The 18221-nt window shown below is 58.6% G+C and carries 16 protein-coding genes; 9 read left to right on the forward strand and 7 right to left on the reverse strand.

The window, feature by feature from the left end:
• Nucleotides 1–726 precede the first annotated feature (726 nt).
• The 8 genes from KHO31_RS37570 (at nt 727) to KHO31_RS37605 (ending at nt 8294) form a co-directional block, all read left to right on the forward strand.
• Entirely contained in the window at nt 727–1695 is a 969-nt protein-coding gene (locus KHO31_RS37570) for a hypothetical protein (protein ID WP_211625873.1), read from the forward strand.
• 303 nt (nt 1696–1998) lie between these two features.
• Nucleotides 1999–2376 (forward strand): hypothetical protein, encoded by a 378-nt coding sequence (locus tag KHO31_RS37575; protein ID WP_211625875.1) that lies wholly within the window; start codon nt 1999–2001, stop codon nt 2374–2376.
• Complete coding sequence (locus tag KHO31_RS37580; protein WP_211625877.1) at nt 2376–3329, forward strand: hypothetical protein; 954 nt, start codon at nt 2376–2378, stop codon at nt 3327–3329. Before KHO31_RS37575 ends, KHO31_RS37580 begins: the two co-directional genes overlap by 1 nt.
• 356 nt (nt 3330–3685) lie before the next feature.
• A complete protein-coding gene (locus tag KHO31_RS37585; RefSeq protein ID WP_211625879.1) occupies nt 3686–3988 on the forward strand; it encodes a hypothetical protein in 303 nt (100 codons plus the stop codon).
• 1584 nt (nt 3989–5572) lie between these two features.
• Nucleotides 5573–6076, forward strand: coding sequence for a restriction system modified-DNA reader domain-containing protein (locus tag KHO31_RS37590; RefSeq protein WP_211625881.1), 504 nt, complete (start codon nt 5573–5575; stop codon nt 6074–6076).
• Between the two features lie 328 nt (nt 6077–6404).
• Complete coding sequence (locus KHO31_RS39655) at nt 6405–6854, forward strand: zinc ribbon domain-containing protein (RefSeq protein WP_236071699.1); 450 nt, start codon at nt 6405–6407, stop codon at nt 6852–6854.
• A gap of 169 nt (nt 6855–7023) precedes the next feature.
• Nucleotides 7024–7509: a hypothetical protein gene (locus KHO31_RS37600; RefSeq protein WP_074283016.1), complete on the forward strand. Its 486-nt coding sequence runs from the start codon at nt 7024–7026 to the stop codon at nt 7507–7509.
• Entirely contained in the window at nt 7509–8294 is a 786-nt protein-coding gene (locus tag KHO31_RS37605) for a DUF1828 domain-containing protein (protein ID WP_211625883.1), read from the forward strand. Before KHO31_RS37600 ends, KHO31_RS37605 begins: the two co-directional genes overlap by 1 nt.
• Before the next feature lie 326 nt (nt 8295–8620).
• Here KHO31_RS37605 and KHO31_RS37610 read toward each other — a convergent pair whose 3' ends face one another.
• Together KHO31_RS37610 and KHO31_RS37615 are read right to left on the reverse strand one after the other, a co-directional pair.
• Nucleotides 8621–9811, reverse strand: a complete 1191-nt coding sequence (locus KHO31_RS37610; protein ID WP_211625885.1) for a hypothetical protein — start codon at nt 9809–9811, stop codon at nt 8621–8623.
• 71 nt (nt 9812–9882) lie between these two features.
• Complete coding sequence (locus KHO31_RS37615) at nt 9883–10353, reverse strand: hypothetical protein (protein ID WP_211625887.1); 471 nt, start codon at nt 10351–10353, stop codon at nt 9883–9885.
• Between the two features lie 311 nt (nt 10354–10664).
• On the opposite strand from KHO31_RS37615, the gene KHO31_RS37620 reads away from it, so the two are divergent.
• Nucleotides 10665–11420: an SDR family NAD(P)-dependent oxidoreductase gene (locus KHO31_RS37620; protein ID WP_211625889.1), complete on the forward strand. Its 756-nt coding sequence runs from the start codon at nt 10665–10667 to the stop codon at nt 11418–11420.
• A gap of 35 nt (nt 11421–11455) precedes the next feature.
• Here KHO31_RS37620 and KHO31_RS37625 read toward each other — a convergent pair whose 3' ends face one another.
• The 5 genes from KHO31_RS37625 to KHO31_RS37645 form a co-directional block, all read right to left on the reverse strand.
• Nucleotides 11456–12574, reverse strand: a complete 1119-nt coding sequence (locus KHO31_RS37625; protein ID WP_211625890.1) for an AMP-binding protein — start codon at nt 12572–12574, stop codon at nt 11456–11458.
• Between the two features lie 158 nt (nt 12575–12732).
• Complete coding sequence (locus KHO31_RS37630) at nt 12733–13908, reverse strand: alkaline phosphatase family protein (RefSeq protein WP_211625892.1); 1176 nt, start codon at nt 13906–13908, stop codon at nt 12733–12735.
• Nucleotides 13905–15416 carry a pyridoxal phosphate-dependent aminotransferase gene (locus KHO31_RS37635; protein WP_211625894.1) on the reverse strand — a complete coding sequence of 504 codons (1512 nt, stop codon included), beginning with the start codon at nt 15414–15416 and terminating at the stop codon, nt 13905–13907. Before KHO31_RS37635 ends, KHO31_RS37630 begins: the two co-directional genes overlap by 4 nt.
• 8 nt (nt 15417–15424) lie before the next feature.
• Nucleotides 15425–16129 carry a phytanoyl-CoA dioxygenase family protein gene (locus tag KHO31_RS37640; RefSeq protein WP_211625896.1) on the reverse strand — a complete coding sequence of 235 codons (705 nt, stop codon included), beginning with the start codon at nt 16127–16129 and terminating at the stop codon, nt 15425–15427.
• Nucleotides 16126–18129: a hypothetical protein gene (locus tag KHO31_RS37645; RefSeq protein WP_211625898.1), complete on the reverse strand. Its 2004-nt coding sequence runs from the start codon at nt 18127–18129 to the stop codon at nt 16126–16128. Before KHO31_RS37645 ends, KHO31_RS37640 begins: the two co-directional genes overlap by 4 nt.
• Between the last annotated feature and the right edge of the window lie 92 nt (nt 18130–18221).

Genomic DNA, 18221 nt, shown 5'->3' on the forward strand with positions numbered 1-18221 from the left:
AGCGCCTGCTCCTTAAACTCAACAGAATACGTTTGTTTCGTCTTCAACTTGTACCTCTGACTTTTCTTGATAAGAAAGTTCAGAGGCGACAACTACTATGACGCCGGGGGCAGACGGACGCATCGGAATTGCACCACAACCCGCGGACGGATGAAACGATGGTGAGCGCGTTAAACCGCAACGCCGGGTAACGATAGGACGGCGGAGGACGAGACTTCGGAAGAAGGGTTAATCGTTAGCGACCGTTCGCGCGATGCAGCGGAACGTCTCAAACTGGCCAGTCCGTGCTCGTCGTTGACCAGCGGCAAGCAGGCCGACGGGGCAGCGACCGAGTATCGACTCCAGGCGCGTGCCGGGCGCCCGGTGCCACGCTTCCTGAAAAATCGCTTTAAGTTCAAGGACCGACTTTTCAGGAATTTTGACGCCCGACTGATGGCGTAGTGCGTGAAGCGCAACTAAGATTTTGATGCCGCGCTCAGGTCCAGAAGTGCCGAAGCAGCGCGGCGGTGACCACGTATACGATCCCTACCGCGTACAGCCTGCGCGTCATGCGGCGCTCGAATGCTTCGATTGCGGAGTGCATCCCCTGACTCCTCGTTTCGACTGGCCTAGCCGTGCTAGATACACCATACAACAAAAGGGCGGGGTAAAACTGAGCTAATCTATGCCCGGTCGTGGAGGCGCTTGCCGATGGCTCCCGTTAAAAGTCCCGTGAGAAAGACCCAAATGAAAACGATGAGAGCGGCAATAGTTCTGGCTTGTGCTATCAGTTGTCTGTCCGGTGTGGCAGCGGCGGCATCCGCAGCGGTAGAACAGTCGCATGGTGCCGCTAGCACAGCTAAGGACGACGGCCACCATGAAGTAGATAGGTCGCCTTCTCAGGAGCCGATTTCAGTCAGTATCGTTCGATCGGAAGAGGATGAGAGGCGATTGGCCGAGGGCGATCAAGCAGAAGTAACTAAGGAATCGAACGATAGACTTGTTGCATATTCAACAGTCGCGCTTGCTGTGGTCACGTTATTTTTGGCCATATGGACGGGTTTATTATGGAAAGCAACCGTGCGACTTGGCCGAGACGCCAAGGAAACCAGTGAAAGGCAATCGCAAGAAATGCAAAAGTCTATTGCTGAAGCGACTAGGGCGGCGACAGCAATGGAGGGGGTCGCGGTGGCGGCAGGCGTGAGCGCACGCGCCAGTACGGAGAGTGTCGCAACGTTAAAAGAAGTGACGGCAAAACAGATGCGCGCTTATTTGTCGGTGGTAATGAATGGCGGATCTTTCCAAGAAAGAGATAAAGAGATTCGTTTCGGAATAAATCCCATTTTGGTAAATAGCGGAAATACGCCCGCGCATAGGATACGCTATTGGGCAAAAGCCGGGGTGTACGACTTCCCACTTCCGGACAATTTTGATTTTCCCGACGGCGAGGATTCTGTGGTCACTAGCTTTGCCCTAGGGCCGCATCAAAGCGTAGTATTAAATGCGGGGTTGGCCGGCCTTGTGGCAGACGATGAGGCCGAGCTAATAGTAACGGGGAGGCACAAGCGTATCTATATCTGGGGCAAGGTTTCATATGTCGATGTGTTCGGACAGGAGCGCTTTACGCAATTCTCGCATAATATTTTTTGGGTCGGCCCACCAAGAGAAGGGAGATGGGGCGGGACTTACTGCAGTCCATTTAGCGAGTCTACATAGGCGGCCTCTGTGTCTACGGCCGCTCGGTTACAGGTATTTCGGCAATTGACCTTTCTTAGAGATAGTCGCCTAGCCCGACAGGGCGGAAGCAGGGCTCCCTTACCCTGTTGGCGCGCTTCCTACTAAGGGTGCGTGAGGGCGCAACATGAAAATGAACGATATTCGCGGTGACTATGGGGCTGAGTTCATTGAAACGTTTACCAATGAGTTCGTGAAAGGGATCGGCGCGAAGTTATTTCATGAGAAGGAGGTCAGAGAAGAAATCCAAAAAGTAAGGATCTGCAACTACGAGCCCCCCTCTTCATGGAGATACTTCTCGCTGTCTTTCAATTGTCTGAATCGAAATATAAAGCAGGCCTCCTTAAGTATGAGCAGGCAATGGGCATTACCGTCGCCGAGTTGAGTATGGCCGATGCGCATACGATCATTCAAGATAAGATGATCAGCTATTTTGAACGCAAGGAAAAAGACAAGGCAACCAATGCGGCGAAAGCTCGACATGCGGAAAATCGCGCCATGAAGGCCCTAGTCTATAAGTGGTGCGCTGAAAATCTGGACAATCGTCCGAGCATGGACGCTGCGGCTACGGAGATAGCGGGTAAATTGGTTCCGGTTGGATGGAGAACAGCCAGAAAGTGGTTGACGGAATATCGAAAATCAGTCCGAGAAAGGATCGCCTGATGAATTTCAATCGCACTTTCGCGTATATTTGCCAGAGTATTGCGTCATCGAGTTGCCGTGATATCTCTATAATCGTTTATCCGTTTAATCGTGTTTTTTATATGACTGCAGATTCAATGAGTGATGACAACTTCACGTCATTGACTGGGCAGACGATCACAACGCGCAATGATTCGAAACGGAAGCACGAGCAACAGCGAAACGACTATCCATTGCGTGCGGAACTGGAACAGCTAACGATTCTTGTATGGGGATTACTGGAGAGGAATGAGCGTGCGTACGAAGATGTACGGCGTGCAGCGCTTATCTTGCGTGAAACGATTTGGGATTATCTAGACGAGCTTGCGCAATACCAAGACGAGGATGACTCTGACGAAAGTGATGGCGAATTCTTGGCCCACGTCGAAAATTCCAATATTGACATTGAAGACTTCGCGACTGAATCTGAAGGCGATGCCGAACCAACTCTAAGGCATTGGTGGGTCTATTCAGATGTTCATAGCATAATCGAATCTCTAGAGGAATCTTGGCTCGAATCCAAATCGTGGAAAGCAAAAAGAGCATGGACATTTACGGAAATCTATATGGTCCTCTCGCTGTGGGGAATTGACGAATCTGTGTGGTACTTGAATCGTGGAGAAATGGGGAAGGCTGCATCATGGGCGATGCGTGCACAGCTTTATTATGGTTTCGCACTTAGTGCCACTTGGAGCGCCAACGACGAAATCAGGATTCGCGCGGACTTGGCGCGTAAGGCGGCGGATTCGCGGCACGCGGAGACTCGCGCAATAAAGTCCGACGTATTTGCATGGTGTGCCGAGAATCTGGGCACCAAAACTATCGATGGCGCAGCGGAAGAAATCGCTGGAAAGGTCTTCAATATCAAGTTCCGCACCGCGCAAAAGTATATTTCTGAATACCGGAAATCAGTACAGTCTGCGCGCACAGCGTAGCGTGTGCTTGCATAGTGAACGTCATACAAGCAAGCCGCACAGCCTGCTAGCTAACAGGCTTATCGGCGTTAGAAAAATCACAATAATGAGAAGCCATACCAACGTTCACCACGGAACGAAGTATGGCAATCAGCAACACTGACGAGACCAGCCCCAAATCCCTACCGCTTAACAGGTGTTCCCGGTGGGCTGATATCACCCCCCTCGCCTTGGCCAGCCATGAATCTTGTCGCAAGGAGTGTCTTTCAGGTCGCGGGCCCCAGTCAGCAAAGTTGAGCTGGCGCTGTACTGCCTGGAATAACTCTGAAGTTCGCCGTTGGCCAGCCGATTCGCTCAGCTACTGCGTGGAGAAATTCATGGCATCCGTGAACAAGGTCATTTTCGTTGGCCGGTTAGCGAGCGCTGCAACGACATTTCGCTTGGCATCGCAGGGGAAGGTGTATTCGCAGCCGATCGTCGCCGAAAAGTTCAAGGAGCCGATCAATGCCACGACGGTGATCAAGGTCGAACTGGTGTGTGTGATGAAGAAAGTCGCCATGCTGCGCAGCTTGTCGGACGGGTTCTGCGGCTCTGGTGGCTTATCCAAGTCGGATTTTGCGGCGGACACAAACGCGGGAAAACTAAAGCCGTGCTGCTGTCGGCAATCGGTCTTACCCTAATCGGCCAGTTGCAGCCCTTCGCCGCGTGCGCTAAGGTGAGCTTCAGTGCCTCAGCGATCTGCCTACTCTCTCGGCTTCGATGTGTTTGGCACTCTGTAGCCGTCGGCGGTATCGAACTTACGCTTGCTCGCGTAAGGGGCTACAACACCGCGCGGCCGATGGAGCCGATAAAATGCAGTGCCGTGGATGGATTACTTGTAGAAGTGCATGGGCAGAGCGCAGTCTTTTTCGCTTGATCTGGAATCCTTAGTTGCTGTCTTATAATCGTTGCGAAGATGAATATGCCGCGGTGAATAGCGTGTGCCAACGCTCAACGTAAGGCAGTTGATGGGCTGTAGGAGGAAGTTGAAGCCGCACATTGAAAGTCGGAGTTGTAGACGGATTTGAGCGTTGTTGTCGCTCAAAGGGAAACGGCGCGAGTGATCGCGCCGTCTCAAATGGGGAAGGGACTTCGCCTAGATACCTTGGCCGGGTCGGGGCTGGTCCCTTCGATCACGTACCTTTACAGGAAAAGCACATGACTACAGCAAACCTGTGTTACTTGCTACTCGCAGCGCATTATTTCAGCATCGCCGCAGTGTATGTCTTCGCCGCACTGAGTGGTCATACATGACGTGCAGTTGAGACATATACGTTTAGATTAGCACAGTGATGCGAGCGACGTGAGCGGCGGTCGAAAAGGCTGCCCCGCGATTCGTTGCAGAAGGCCGAGCCGAAATTCATAGCCCACGCATTTGTGGGCTTTTTTATGGAAGTCGCAGCGCGGCACTCTGCGTCAAGCTCCGGGAGAAGATCGGGGGTACGGATCAGATCCAGAAGTGCCAAAGCAGAGCGAGGGCGAGCACGATAGCGACGGCGGCTGCGGACAGCAGGCGAGTCACCCGGCGCTCAAGCGCATCGAGTGGGCTCTAGTCAGTCTTCGTCGTCTTGCGGGTGGAGGTGCCAGTAGTCATCGGATGTTCCTGTTGGGGGGGGCCACACTGCCAGAGTGCGGGGGCACGAATCGATGGGCTTTGCGGCTAGGGGCGGCTACGGGGTGATCTCAGCCGGCAACCGACCGTCGCCATCAATGATTACGTATTCAAGAACCGTGATCGACTGCGCGAGTATCCGACCGATTTGAACGTCCTCGCCAAGCAGCGCGGCGTGTGCTCGGCGCATCTCGCTTAGCCAATCGTTAAGCGTGAGATCCGGCCGCGGTAAATACCAATCCCGATAAATGCCGCGCAAGAATTTCCAAGTGGACGGATGAATTGTGGGCTGCGTTGCAATCTCCCTTGATTGGCTGGTTGCTGCAGGCTGTTCAGTCCCTCATCCCACGATAGAGCATGTTGGCGCCGGTCGTCCACGTTGCCTGCGTGCAGCCCTCGCGAACCGGCTTGGCCGCTCATTCTTTCCTTTGCGGGCGGCCGAGGGTGTGGGCACTACCCTCGACCGGTGCCAACGTTCTGGCGGCGGGAATTGGGGCGGTTTGGGTTGTCAACCAGGAAATTGTGTTCCAGCGCCATTTTGGCTTACTTAGAGATTGCTTGCAGATTACTCCAAGTAGATCTATAGTTGATCCATGCCTTTATGGAGAAAGTCATGGAAACGGTCTCGCTGACGATAAGCGCGGAGACGTTCGCGCGTCTACAAAAGTACGCGGTGCCTCTCGTTGATACCAACGACACTATTCTGCAGCGGTTATGTGATCACTGGGACGCCTCGCCGCCTAGGGACGGCTTTAAGAGTCATGCGATCTACACTCCGCTGGTCAGGCCCGAACCGACCTGCTTTAAGACGTCGAGGGGTGTCGAGCTGCCGATTCCACTGGCTCTTTACGCCGAATATGCTGGCAAGCGGATCGACGTCAGTGTTACCAAGGATGGGTTCGCATATAACGGTCGGTATTTCAGCGATCCGTCTTCTGTTGCAGTGGCGGCCAAGAAGGACTTGGGCGCGAGTGATACACAGGCGTCTACTAATGGGTGGACGTTCTGGATGTTGGGAGGCCGGAGGGGCGTGCCGCAGAGTCTCGATACTATCCGTAAGGCATGGCTCACAGAGCAAAGCCGCAGACAAAGGGTGCGTGTCAGTCAGCTAGCCTGAGAGGTTCCGATCGTTTCTGAACCTGTATCGGGCCGAAGATATGGCGGCGCAGGCTGCGCCATTACCACCGCGAAAGCCGGCGGCCGCAATGCCATGTCTTGATTTCGACTGACCATCCATCGAAGCGCGCAAGATGAAGCAGTGGCGGGGCCTACGTTGCGGAAAAAGGGGCATAATTTGGTTCCAGATGGCCGCGAGCAAGATTGCCTTCGGCGATGCAGTTGCTGGATGCGGCGAGGGAAGGGCGTACGCCAAAAGGTCGCGAGGCAAATCGCTGGAGCGGCCAGATTGACCAACTACATAACTTCAAGATTAAACGGGGTGGTGGATGGGATTCCTATTTTTCTGGCTGATCTGGATGGTGGTCAACGCGCTTATTGCGAGTTCCAAGAACCGCAGCACGATCGGATGGGTCCTGCTTTCCATACCGTTCGGGCTTATCGCAACCTTGGTGCTCGCCTGCCTCCCAAAGTTGCAAGAGGAAGGAAGCGTTGCGGCAAGGTCGGTTGCAGAGCAGACGAAGGTTTGTCCGCGTTGCGCAGAGACTGTCAAGGCTGCGGCGATGGTCTGTCGGTTTTGTAATCACGAGTTCGACCCTGCGACCGTTCCGCCACCCGCTCAATATCCGTGGGAAATGATCGAGGACTTCGGAAGCGGCTATGGCGTTTTCATGTATAAACACGCCAAGCTGGTCTACACGAACAGGGGCGTGAAATGGAAGGGCAGCACATACGACAGCCCAGCTCAGGCAATCGGTGCGGTAGACGCATATTCCTGAACGCTAGGACCGCATGTTTCGAACTGTTGACGACGATTGGCGGGGCGATCCAGCGACGGAAGTAGCGGCGCGGTTCGCGGGGGTTACTCGGGTTTGGATTAGCAGGCGGCAACTGAGCGCTAACCGATCAGTGCAACGCTTGGATTGAGATCGCAGGCAGGTAATAAAAATGGATTTTACGTCGCTGACAGACGACAATCTTGACGACATGCGGGCGACCGCAAAGATCATCGACAACCCGAGCGCACGGTGGGTCCCTAAAGGTGGACATAAGGAAAAAAATCTCACCCTAACTGCCGAGCGCGATCCGTCGGAAAAGTACCGGGTATTCGTCCGGATCTCGGTGTCTAACCAATCGGTGTTTTCCGCGGGCCTCGTCCGGATCTATCCATCCGGTGAAACCCTCGTTCTTCTGCGATACAACGGCGGCTACCATCCCCATCGCAACGTTATTGAACGCAACAAGGTTCCGGCTGTCTGCCACAGACATATCGCCACTTCACGCTACATCCGCGCAGGATACGACGCCGATGGTTACGCGGAACCCATTGCCGACTACAATTCAGTCGAAGGTGCTTTTGAGTGCCTTTGCCGGGACTGCGGGATTGAACGCCCGGAGCCCGATACGCAGCAAGTTACTTTGAACTTCGACTAATGATCCTTCAAGACGCGCCGACGACCATAAAACGACTGCTATGTGAGTCGTGGTGCTCCGAACTCGATGTGGCCGAGGACGGTGACTCGTTGCGCCTGTCGATGCCGTTTGTAGAGCCCGATGGCGACTACGTTACGGTATGGCTTCGTCAAACGCTCGGCGGATGGAGGCTGGAGGACGCCGGCACGACTCTGATGCGTGTTTCTTATGATTCGGACGTCGCGGCCCTGATGCGCGGCCCCCGAAAGGTCATGCTCGATAGAATGTTGTCGGAATATGGAGCCAGACTGGGTGACGATGGACAGGTCATTGCCGAAGCCCCGGAAGTGGATCTCGGGCCAGCGTTGCTACGCTACGGCCAAGCCGTATTGCGCGCCAACGAAGTGCGGTCGTGGTCAAAAGCGAGAGTGACTTCGACATTCTTCGAGGATCTCCGGCTGAACCTAGTAGATATCGTAGGAGTCGACCGGGTGCTGCAAAACTACAAAGTGCCTGACGTGCCGGCCGCCGACGATTATCTGGTCGATTTTGCGATCAGCGGGGCGCCCGAGCCGCTCTTCGTATTCGGCGTCCCATCGAAGGATCGGGCGCGCCTTACGACCATCGTGCTTCAGCACATCGAGCAGTATGTGGAAAGATTCAACTCGATAGTCGTTTTCCAAAATGCGAGTGAGATCGGGAACGCCGACCTTCGGAGGCTGATGAACGCCGCGAACGACATGATCGACTCCGTTGACGCGAAGGATGCGCTGGCAAAGAAAATCAAACACCGATTGGCAGCCTAGCGGTTGCCGCATCACAAGGCCCCGCCCCGAGCGGGGCTTTTCATTAGTGCAGCCCATGCTGCCCGAGGTCGAGCCGGATCGAGGCACGGGTGCAACGATGAGCCGGCGGCCATTCAGGGCAAGAATCGCCGCATGAAAAAGGTATTTGCGGGGTCGCCGGTTCGAACCCGGCTGGGCGTAACTATACGGTCGGAGGATTGGAGTGACGAGGTGCAAGAAGAGGTGACGGAGTTGATCAAGCGCCTTGCCCCCTTCTTGTTTTCGACGCGAACTTCGTCCTCGATATAGAGATCGTATACCCGCCGACAACACGCGTGAGAGTCCGCTCAGCCAGCGCTAGGATTGCCTTGGGACAGGGCCGCAAACCAACGCTGTTCGATGCGCCGCAGGCTTTCACGAAGTGGAGAGAACCCGCTGAGCAACAATGACTTAAGATAAGCCTTCATTATTTCCTGCTTGTACCGTGCCGCCCCAAGGGAGCCGGCCCTGTCTAGGTAAGGATGCATCGCGGCATCGCAAGCCACCCGCTCCCATTCGGCGGTGAGGGTCTGCATTGCTTGGGGTGGCAAGCGGCAAGGCGGCAAAGTCTGCCGAGGCAGAATCCCGCCGAACCCCAGGGCCAAGTCGCGACACAGGGTCATCACGTCATGGTCACGGTCATCGCCCACAAACTTGAAGTGTTCGAAATCGACCACGACATGCTCGTCCTTTGCCTGCAGCGAGCGGTTGAGCTGTATATTGATGAGGTCTAGCAGATAGGAATTGGGATTGCGGCTCTGGTCTAGGATCGCCGCCAACACACACGTATTGGCAAGCGCCTCCTCGCCGACTATCCTCGATGTCGTGAGTTTTCCGCTCAAGTCGCGCTCGATACATATGGGATCCTCGAAGCACGACGTGAGTCCGATCCGGCGCAACTCGAGTTCGACGTCGATCGTGAGGCTCCACTCGTAGCTGTCGGCCAATGGAAGGTCGGAAACAGGATCGCGGACGCTAGCTTCTCGGACGAGAACGACGGCCGGATGCCACCCTTCGCCTCGTTGTATTTGTACGTCGAGAAGTATCAGTCCGTAGACGTTTGCGAAGCGCCAAGCCTTGCCCGCCCCAATGACCTGGGGGAGGACGGCACCGAGCAGGTATTCCTTCGCACCACACTCGAGCGCTAACAGACCGTTCCCATACGGTTCCGACGTGGGGACTACACCAGGGCACACGCCGCAGCCCTTCGTTTCGAGCAGGATGTTCTGCGGTGACCGCGCACACTCCATGACCGAGGACCGGCCCATGCGTGCCTGTCGCAGTGATAGCCCGACGCGCACGGGGCCCGGCATCCGGCGGGCGACGCAGACTTTCTGCGCGTGTCGGAATTGACCAGCCGTCAGAAAGGCGGTCTGCTCGATCAGCCACTGCTCAGCTAGCGCCTCGTCGGCGCCAAAATTGGCCCACAGGGACGGGAAGTCCCGGGAAAAAGCCTGTGCATTGAATGCGATGCACGAAGCGCCGCTTGCCTCACGCATGGGTACCGCGACTGCGGGAGAACCGCATTCTTCACATCGGGTCAGATATCGAGAAAGTGAAGAACTCCAGCTCAAGCGTAATCTCGGCCGCTCAGTTGCCGATAGGCTTCGATAGCGTCCTTTTCAACACGCGAGAACATCGCGGAAGTGTCGGCGTCCGTCGCGAAGTGCCCAGCCAGCGTTCTGGCAACGTCGACTAGTGAACGAGCCGATGGCTCGGCATGCATGATCGCGGCACGCTCCAAAGGACTGAGTGTGTTCGAATTTCTGGATGCGCTCGCCAGATCGACCAGAGCCTTCACGGTCGAGATGGCCGCCCTCTGGGCCGATGCTGCCGGTTCCGCTCCAGAGGCAGGACTACGTGTCAGATCGGACACGCGCTCGGCGCCGCTCAACGACCTGACGGCCGTCACGGCCGCATCGACGACCGCGCTGTCATCGCCCATACCATCCAGCTGCTGCCGAGCAGCCTGGATGTCTGCCTGAAAGCGCGCCAAGCTTGTTCTGGCAGCCTGGATAGCCGGGGACTCATCGTTGCTCATCTTTGGACTCCCGAAAGCATGACCAAGGTAAAGTGCACTCATTAACATACATCCGACCATCGCCGCTGTCAAAGACTGCGAAGCGGCTGCGACAATTAGCTTACTAGCGATATTCCTGCGAACGCGAAAGTCACTTTTGATGGCGACAAAAGCCTTGGTGCTGCACATGACCGTCCGCCCGCTTGCGCCCGACTCCGGGTTCCCCCTTGCAACCATGTAGTGCGACCTGGTCACGAAATGCATTCTGGAGAGCGGTTCGTCTCTGCGTGCGTGATAAGGTCTACCTGAAGCATACGACGAGGTGAGGCAACATGGATCTGGGATTGAACGGTAAGAACGTCGTCATTACCGGCGCCAGCCGCGGAATAGGCCGCGCCATCGCGCTCGCTTTCGCGCGCGAAGGCGCGTCGGTGGCTATCTGCGCGCGCGGCGAATCGGCCCTGATGGCAACAGCGGCAGAGCTGAACGCCTTGGGTGTGAATGTCTATGCTGCGGGTTGCGACGTGGCCGACCGCGGCGACCTCGATGCATTTCTGGTCGCAAGCCGCGCCATGCTTGGCGGCGTCGACGTGCTGGTCAACAATCCTTCGGGCTTCGGTGTCACTGACGACGAAGAGGGATGGCTGGTCGGATGGGAGGTCGACGTCATGGCCAGCGTGCGCGCATCCTGGCGCGTCGCGCCCTGGATGGAATCGTCCGGCTGGGGCTCAATCGTGCACATATCGTCGATCGCCGCGCTAGAGGCCGGCCCCATCCCGCCGTATGCGGCGGCCAAGGCTGCCCTGCTGGCGCACTCCAAGAACATGGCCACCCTGCTCGCTCCCAAAGGCATACGCATCAACGTTGTAGCGCCGGGATCAATCGAATTTCCCGACGGCTACTGGGATAGGGAGCGCCAGCGCGATCCGATCGCCTACGAGACGATGCGCTCCGCGATGCCGTTCGGGCGTCTGGGCACGCCCGAAGAAGTAGCCGCTGCCGTGGTATTCGTGGCGTCGCCGCGTGCGAGCTGGATCGCAGGCGCGATGCTGGTCGTTGACGGCGCCCAGCACAAGGGGATATTTTGACCGCCGAGGGGTGATCGTGTTAATCCGGCGCAGCGTCAGGCGGTCTGTGGGCGAGGGAGTTTCGCTGAATACAGCAGTTCATGCTGCGGTGTCGTGCAGGTAATTTTCGCGGCGCATCCTTCGTCCAGCCGCTCGCGGATCAGCAACTCAATGGATTGACGCTCGTCGGCGCCCAGCGAGTGATGGGTGACGACGCGGATAGTCTGCGCCTCCTGGATCACCAACGCGGTCCGGTATCCCAGCACGGGACCGATCGCATCGAGCACATCGCGCGGCCAGAGTCCACCGATTATTTCGTCCTGCTCACGACCCACGACGCGCAGATTTCCTTCCACCGTCCACTCGCCAAGGTCGCCCGTGCGAATCCACTGCGGGCGCTGCCCCGCCTGTAAGTCAGCGGAGAGCGACACGCCGCTCATTGGGCTGCTCACCTCGACAGTCGGTCGGGACTTACCCAGGCGACAGGAGACGCAGCCCAGCGGCTTGCCGACCGTGCCTATTGCGGCCGGATCGTCCCCCTCGTCGAAATGCGTCAGCGACAGGGTTTCTGTGGTGCCGTACCCCTCCCGGATGTCGCACACATGAGTGCGGATGGCGGCTATGGCTGTCCGGCTGAGCGGGGCTCCGCCCGAGTCGATGGTGACGTGATCGCGTTGTTTGCGGGCGCCGTGGAGCATCTGCTCGAGCATCACTGGGTTTGCCAGGATGACGATCCGATCAAACATTTTGTCCCACCGCTCCACGCTTCGCAGCAGATCGGCGGCGGCATCGATATGTGCGAAGCTCGCCCCTGCCGCAGCCGCCGTGCAAACTCCGGCGACGAAGGCGAGGTTGTGCGCGGAAGGCAGCGCTGTCACGAAGAGGGAGTGTTGCGACACGCGATAGAGCCGACGGTAATGGGTGGTGACGGAGTTGAGCTGTTCCGTCGAAAAGCCGAAAATCCGGGGCCGGCCGGTTGTTCCGGACGTGCACATTGCGACATTCCAGCCACCGGGTGGCCTGCTCAGATGCTGGGGAAAGCGGCGCACCACCGTTCCATCGGCCGAGCAGTCGATGCGCAGTGCGCACGGCGCGACCGGCAGCTGGGCGCGTGTCGTGAGTGAGGGAGGAAAAATGACGCTCCAGCCGTTGTCGAGCAGGTCGAGCGAGGTCACAGCAAGGCTGGACGAGTCGCTTCCCGTCACCATCGCAGTGGCCGGCTGCGCGACACCGTGTGGCGAGGTTAGACGAAGCTGCGCGAACGACCTGAAAACATCTTGGCGGGGGTCTAGAAGCCGGAAACTGTCTGCCACCAAGTGCTGATTGTCGGACCTCATTGCGGCCCCCAGAACGCCAAGGGCACCAGCATCTCGTCGGCGGTGGCGGAGCCGTGTTCAAAGCGATAGTTCGGGTCGGGTACCGGAAACCGGGACCCGGTGGCCATTGCGATAACGCTTCCTGCGCCGGGAAGGCCGAGGGCATCGGTTAGACCGATCGAGGGCAGTTCGTCTGAGTGGCACACGAACGCGTGTTCTCCCAGCGCCTCGGTCAGGCAGCGTACCAGTCTATCCTCCTGAGCGGCATGCGGATAGAGCCATCGCACCCGGCCGGCTCCACCAGGAGGCAATCGGCAATACCGGCTGGACCCTAGTGCGTCGAACGCGGCCAGATCCGCTGGAACGCATGAATTCGCGATTTGACCATGGTCCGAATACAGCAGAACAGTGTAGCCCTGGTCGGCCCAACGTCGGGCAGCTTGCTGCAAGCCGTGCAGTACATCGCGGAGCGTCAGGTCATAGCCGTGGTGATGGATGTGCTCGTCCAAGTTGACGTAGGTCCAGACGCAGCGACGACGGTCGGGTGCGAGTTCAGCCTCTACCTGAGCCACTGCCAGCGCAGCGATGGCCTTTGGGTCGAGGCGGATGTCGTCCAGCGTCCTAGGTGGATTACGCCGGATCGCGCCGTGTGTTAATTCGCCAATCCAGCCCTCGCAGATGCCGAGGAAATCGCCGATGAGTGCGACCCCTTCGACGCCGTCGTCGCGCAAGTCATCAAACAAGGTGGGCCTTGCCATACCAGGAGGCGGTGGCACCCCGGCGACGACCACGCCGGATTCGCCGAAGCGGGCGATGTTCCCCCGGATCACATTGTAGACGCCCTCGACACCGGGCCGTAGCGCGACCGGCCCCGCAACACGGTGGTCTCCCGGGGAAGCACCGGTCACTGACGAGAGCCAGCTCACCACTGACGTGCTGGGAAACGAACTGGTCAGACAGAACAGTCGATCAGATGACAGGTTAGCCTCGGCGAACTCGTAAGTGAGTGCATCGACGGCAATAACTATCAGGCCCTTGTCGTTTGTTAGGCCGAGAGGCCATTCTCCTCGCTTGCTCCAGCTTGCCACCAGGTGGCGTATGCAGCAGACGGATTGGAATGAATGCGGACGTAGCACTCCAGGTATGGTGGTGGAGCAACTCGCGACCAATTCTTCACGGGAAAGCCAGTTCATTGTCGCCCCCTCGCGAAGCCCGCAATGCGCCGCACGCCTTCCGACATTTCAGCCTCTCCGCGCCCTACGGTAAGGCGCATAGAGTCGTCCTGGAAATCGAAGTTGAGGATGCTAGGAAAACACGATACGTTCGTGGCTGCAAGGCAGCGACGGAACCAGGCGTAGCTGCTGTCGCAATTCGCGATTCGGAACGACACATTGACCGAGTGCGTCGCGGTGGTCGCGCGAAACGGGCTGTGCGCGAGTGCCGCGACTGTCGCGTCCCGCGACTTGCTCACGCGATGCTCCAAGTCCCGGCGGTACTCAAGGTAGTCCGCATACTCGGCAGCGAGATGCTCCTGTGTGAATCCATACGCGGGCTCGAACTGCGCATGAGCCGCACAGGACGGTCGCTCCAGGCCCGCGGCATCCCACTGGTCGAAGCGCGCTGCCATCTCGATTAGCAGATAGAAGAGCGACGGCGGGCCGCCATAGGTCGTCGACGCGTACTCGTAGTATTCGCGGACGACGTCCGGATGCGCGACAATCCAGCCCAGTTTCATACCGGGCACCGAATGGGTTTTGGACAGGCTGGCGACTCTAACCACGTTTCGCTGCGCACGCTCGGCGCAGTAAGAGGAGACAGGCCCGATGTTCAGACACTCGTGCGCCTCGTCCAGAACGATCAGGGTCGATGGCGACGCAGCGCGCACGAGGTGCGCTATCTGCTGCTCGGGGATACGCGTTCCGGTTGGGTTGGTCACGGTCTGGACAAACACGAGCGGCGTGTCCGCGCGCAGAGCCTCAATAAGGGCTGAAATGTCAGTCCAGCCCTCGCCGGTCGCGACGGGAACCAGTCGCGTCACCGCGCGCCGCGCGATCGACTCGACCATGGGTGGGTAGTTCGGCGTGGCGCACAGTACGGGTGACGTCGGTGCCTTGCCGCCGAACAGAAAGTCGGCCAGGCATGCGATGGCGAACGTTCCTCCCATCGTGACCGCAATCCATTCCTCGTCATAGGGGCCGCCCGACGTGCGCGCATTCTCGAGGGCGGCGATGGCTCGCCGGGTCGCGCGGCGCCCGCGCGAATCGGAGTAGCCGTACCAGTCGCGGTCCAGCGCCGCGAGGATGGAGCGCTTGAGCGACGATGGCAGCCCGAAAATGCTCTCGTCGAGCGAGCCCGACGAGAGCACGATCGTATCGTCGCGGCGAAGCAGGCCGTACAAATCGTCTCGGAAGAAGTGGTTGAACAGCTGCTTGACCCATGCAACAACGCTGCGGCTCGATAGGATCTCTTCATCGGTAACGTCGCGCAAGGGCCTGCTCGCGCGCCAACAGGCCGCTGCCTCCGGACGCGCGGAAGCGGTGCCGAGGCTGGCTTCTACCGAGCCGATGTAGAGCCTGCACAGTTCAGCCGCATCCCGCGGGTCGCGCGCCCGCGAGAAAATGTCACGCACGCTGCACGACACCGCGAAGCCCCGTTCGCACACGAGGGATTCGTTCCGCGCAAATGCCAGATCCTTTGGCATCCCGTTACTCATTGGTCACCTCCGTCCCCTAGCTCGTAAAGATGCAGGTCGCGGCCGGGCATACGGACGCCGAGCAACTGGAGGCGGCGCGCGCTGGCTGACTCAAGCGCCTGCCGGGGCAGCGGGCTATCGTGTTCGTAGCGCTTCAGCCACCAGTAGCCGAAGTAAAGCAGCACTAGGCGACGCGGCGAAAGGGTCTTGTTGCGACTGCGGCTGTGCCACAGTGTCGCGTCGTTAAGCAGAATGTCACCTGCCTTGGCCGGTAGTGGCACTTCATCGCTCCGCGGTTCGAACCGCTCGGCGGGCGGCGTTCGCCAGCGGTGACTCCCCGGGACGGCGACGGTGGGCCCGCTGTCTGCCGTGTCGTCAAGATACAAAATGGCGTTTACCGCGATGACGCGGTCGCATACGAAACTGAAGTCGCGGTGCCAGTCACGTTCGCGCAGATCGTCGCCTGCGTCATGATTGCGCAGCGCATACATGATCAGCTGCAGCTGATCGCCGAACACTGTGGTCAGCTCGTCGAGCAATCGGGGATGGTCGATCAGCTCGATGAACTCGGGAACGGCAAGCAGTTGCCGCTGGTCGACCGAGCGATCGTGACGCTTCCACAGCAGGTCGAAGGCAGTTCGCAGCCTCCTGACTTGGTCGTACGGGACTGCTCCGGGCATTAAAGCGTATCCGTCGCGCTCGAGCTGCTCCGACAAGGTCATGTGCGAGAGTCCGGTTGAGAGGAGGAAAGTCGTCGCAGGCTTATCCCGTACGGCGAGAAAAGTACTGCATCCATGCACAACGCGACGTCGAGCAGCTGCGCGATGCGCAACACCTTCTGCTCGAGCGGCTCGTAGTAGTCTTCGAGCACGTTGACCGCAAGCGTAGCCTCGCCGACGCTGCGACGCGACAACAGGATTGAGGCGTACAAGTCGAGGTAAGGTGTTTCCGAAGCCGAGCCCCTGACCTCGGACCAAGAGGTTCGCCACAGCGGATCAAAGCTGGCGCGGATAGCGGCGCGCTTGGCGGGATCCTGCTGGCGATCGTAGGCGTCAATCATCTCTCGATGGATGTCCGCATAGTCGAGCCCCGTCTTGGACTGGAACAGCCTAGTCATAGCCACTCGGTTCGACCGGTAGATGACCAGCGCCGTGTCGAACAGCACACAGCCGAGCCGTAGACTCTCGATACCCTTGATCAGCTCAAGACGCAGGCCCGGCGCTGTGAGGTACAGGTTGTCGCCAAAATGGTCGAGCTCGAAGTCGCGGCCATTTCGGTTAAGCGCTCGCTTCAGTAGATCCACGGCGATGGCGCTCACGATCGGACTCGATTCTAGGATCAGGTCATCGGGAGGAAAGCCTCTGTCGAACAGCCAGCGCCTGTACTCCCTGTATGAAATGCGATTGACGACGTGATCGTCGTCAATCATGGGCGTCAGCTCAAGCTTCAGGCGGCCGGCACTGCCGAGGCGTTCGACTAACAACTCGCGCAGCAAAGACCCGATCGCCAGGCCACGATCCTGCACCGCTCCGACATTGCGATCGGAATGCACGTGGCCCGCTTCGAGCGAAAGGTGGATCGTGCCCGGATATTCCGCGGCCATGCATGCAACGAATTCCTCGAGAAAGGATCGTTCCTTGCCGGGTTCGTCGGCGCGTCCCGCTGCCTTTGCGCGCAGAAAGATCGGCCTCACTGCGGGAAAGGCCCGGCACACGGTCTCGGGAAGGTAGATTCGTCCGCACCGGTTCGGCGCGTTCAACAACGCTTCGATCTCGGCAAGTGTGCCCGGCAGCGCGATATCCTCGTGGCACGGCACGATCACGAGGCGCTCGCATGGTTTGAGCGCGATTCTGCGGTGTGCATAGCGAGTTTGCAGACCGCCGAGGGCACTACCGTCCAGAGTGCCCGTCTCCTGCGGGATATGCCTGAATCCCGAGCGCCGGACTACGATGTAGTGCGCCTTCATCGCCGCCCAGATGTCGCACCATGAGTCTTCGAACGAGTGCGCGATTGCAGCGACCACTAGTTCCATTGGGGCACGCCCCGCAAGAAAGCGTGCGTAGTCGACGAGGCCCACGGCATTGCCGAGCGGGTGCCGCAGGGCGCACTGCTCAAGCTCCTTGAGCACGGATTCGGCGTCCTCTCCCCGCGCCGAGGCGGTGAGCGGGGGCTGCGCCGTACGCTCCATCGTGAAATGGGAGCCGTATGTTTTGATCGACGCGGCCGGCAGCGCGCCGACATCATGCCATGCTGTGCGATCGAGCTTCCGCTCCACGCGTCGTTCGTGCAAGAGTGTCAACAGGCGCTCCGCCGCCGCCAGCGGACCGGCGTCCCAGACGAACTCTCGGCGCCGCTTGAGGACACGGCCACCGGTCAGCGCGTCCAGGTCCATGATGCGATCGAAGTGGAGACACTCTTCGCGAACCTCGCCTCGACAGGCTCGAGTTGCGTCTTCAGGTGAAAGAGTCGATAACTCGCAACCGAACTCGAGAAGCGCGTCAAGGTTAGTCGCAAGGTCGGGCAGTTTCTCATTTCGCGATAGGAGAGCAAGCATGGCCATTCCACCACTCCCTGGCGCGGATATCTCGCTACCGACCGCCAGCCGCTTGGCCAAATCTGCCGCATGGCTCAACCGTCCCTCTCCGTCGAGCCGAGCAAACACTGACCTATCAACCGGAGTAAACAACTCCAGTGCCGATTCAAGACTGCTGGTAATGAGCACCGCCCCTCCCAGTTAGCTGTTTTCCGTCCTCGTTTTTGAATCCAGCTCGCATTCGATCGCGCAAAGCGATCCGCCCCGAATCGCAAGGTCTG

This window comes from Paraburkholderia domus (genome assembly GCF_905220705.1).
Classification (GTDB): domain Bacteria; phylum Pseudomonadota; class Gammaproteobacteria; order Burkholderiales; family Burkholderiaceae; genus Paraburkholderia; species Paraburkholderia domus.

Coding starts and splice junctions, on each gene's coding strand:
- KHO31_RS37600 (WP_074283016.1), top strand. CDS start 7,024: ATGGATTTTACGTCGCTGACAGACGACAATCTTGACGACATGCGGGCG.
- KHO31_RS37635 (WP_211625894.1), bottom strand. CDS start 15,416: ATGCCAAAGGATCTGGCATTTGCGCGGAACGAATCCCTCGTGTGCGAA.
- KHO31_RS37570 (WP_211625873.1), top strand. CDS start 727: ATGAAAACGATGAGAGCGGCAATAGTTCTGGCTTGTGCTATCAGTTGT.
- KHO31_RS39655 (WP_236071699.1), top strand. CDS start 6,405: ATGGGATTCCTATTTTTCTGGCTGATCTGGATGGTGGTCAACGCGCTT.
- KHO31_RS37585 (WP_211625879.1), top strand. CDS start 3,686: ATGGCATCCGTGAACAAGGTCATTTTCGTTGGCCGGTTAGCGAGCGCT.
- KHO31_RS37580 (WP_211625877.1), top strand. CDS start 2,376: ATGAATTTCAATCGCACTTTCGCGTATATTTGCCAGAGTATTGCGTCA.
- KHO31_RS37590 (WP_211625881.1), top strand. CDS start 5,573: ATGGAAACGGTCTCGCTGACGATAAGCGCGGAGACGTTCGCGCGTCTA.
- KHO31_RS37615 (WP_211625887.1), bottom strand. CDS start 10,353: ATGAGCAACGATGAGTCCCCGGCTATCCAGGCTGCCAGAACAAGCTTG.
- KHO31_RS37640 (WP_211625896.1), bottom strand. CDS start 16,129: ATGACCTTGTCGGAGCAGCTCGAGCGCGACGGATACGCTTTAATGCCC.
- KHO31_RS37620 (WP_211625889.1), top strand. CDS start 10,665: ATGGATCTGGGATTGAACGGTAAGAACGTCGTCATTACCGGCGCCAGC.
- KHO31_RS37575 (WP_211625875.1), top strand. CDS start 1,999: ATGGAGATACTTCTCGCTGTCTTTCAATTGTCTGAATCGAAATATAAA.
- KHO31_RS37605 (WP_211625883.1), top strand. CDS start 7,509: ATGATCCTTCAAGACGCGCCGACGACCATAAAACGACTGCTATGTGAG.
- KHO31_RS37610 (WP_211625885.1), bottom strand. CDS start 9,811: ATGCGTGAGGCAAGCGGCGCTTCGTGCATCGCATTCAATGCACAGGCT.
- KHO31_RS37630 (WP_211625892.1), bottom strand. CDS start 13,908: ATGAACTGGCTTTCCCGTGAAGAATTGGTCGCGAGTTGCTCCACCACC.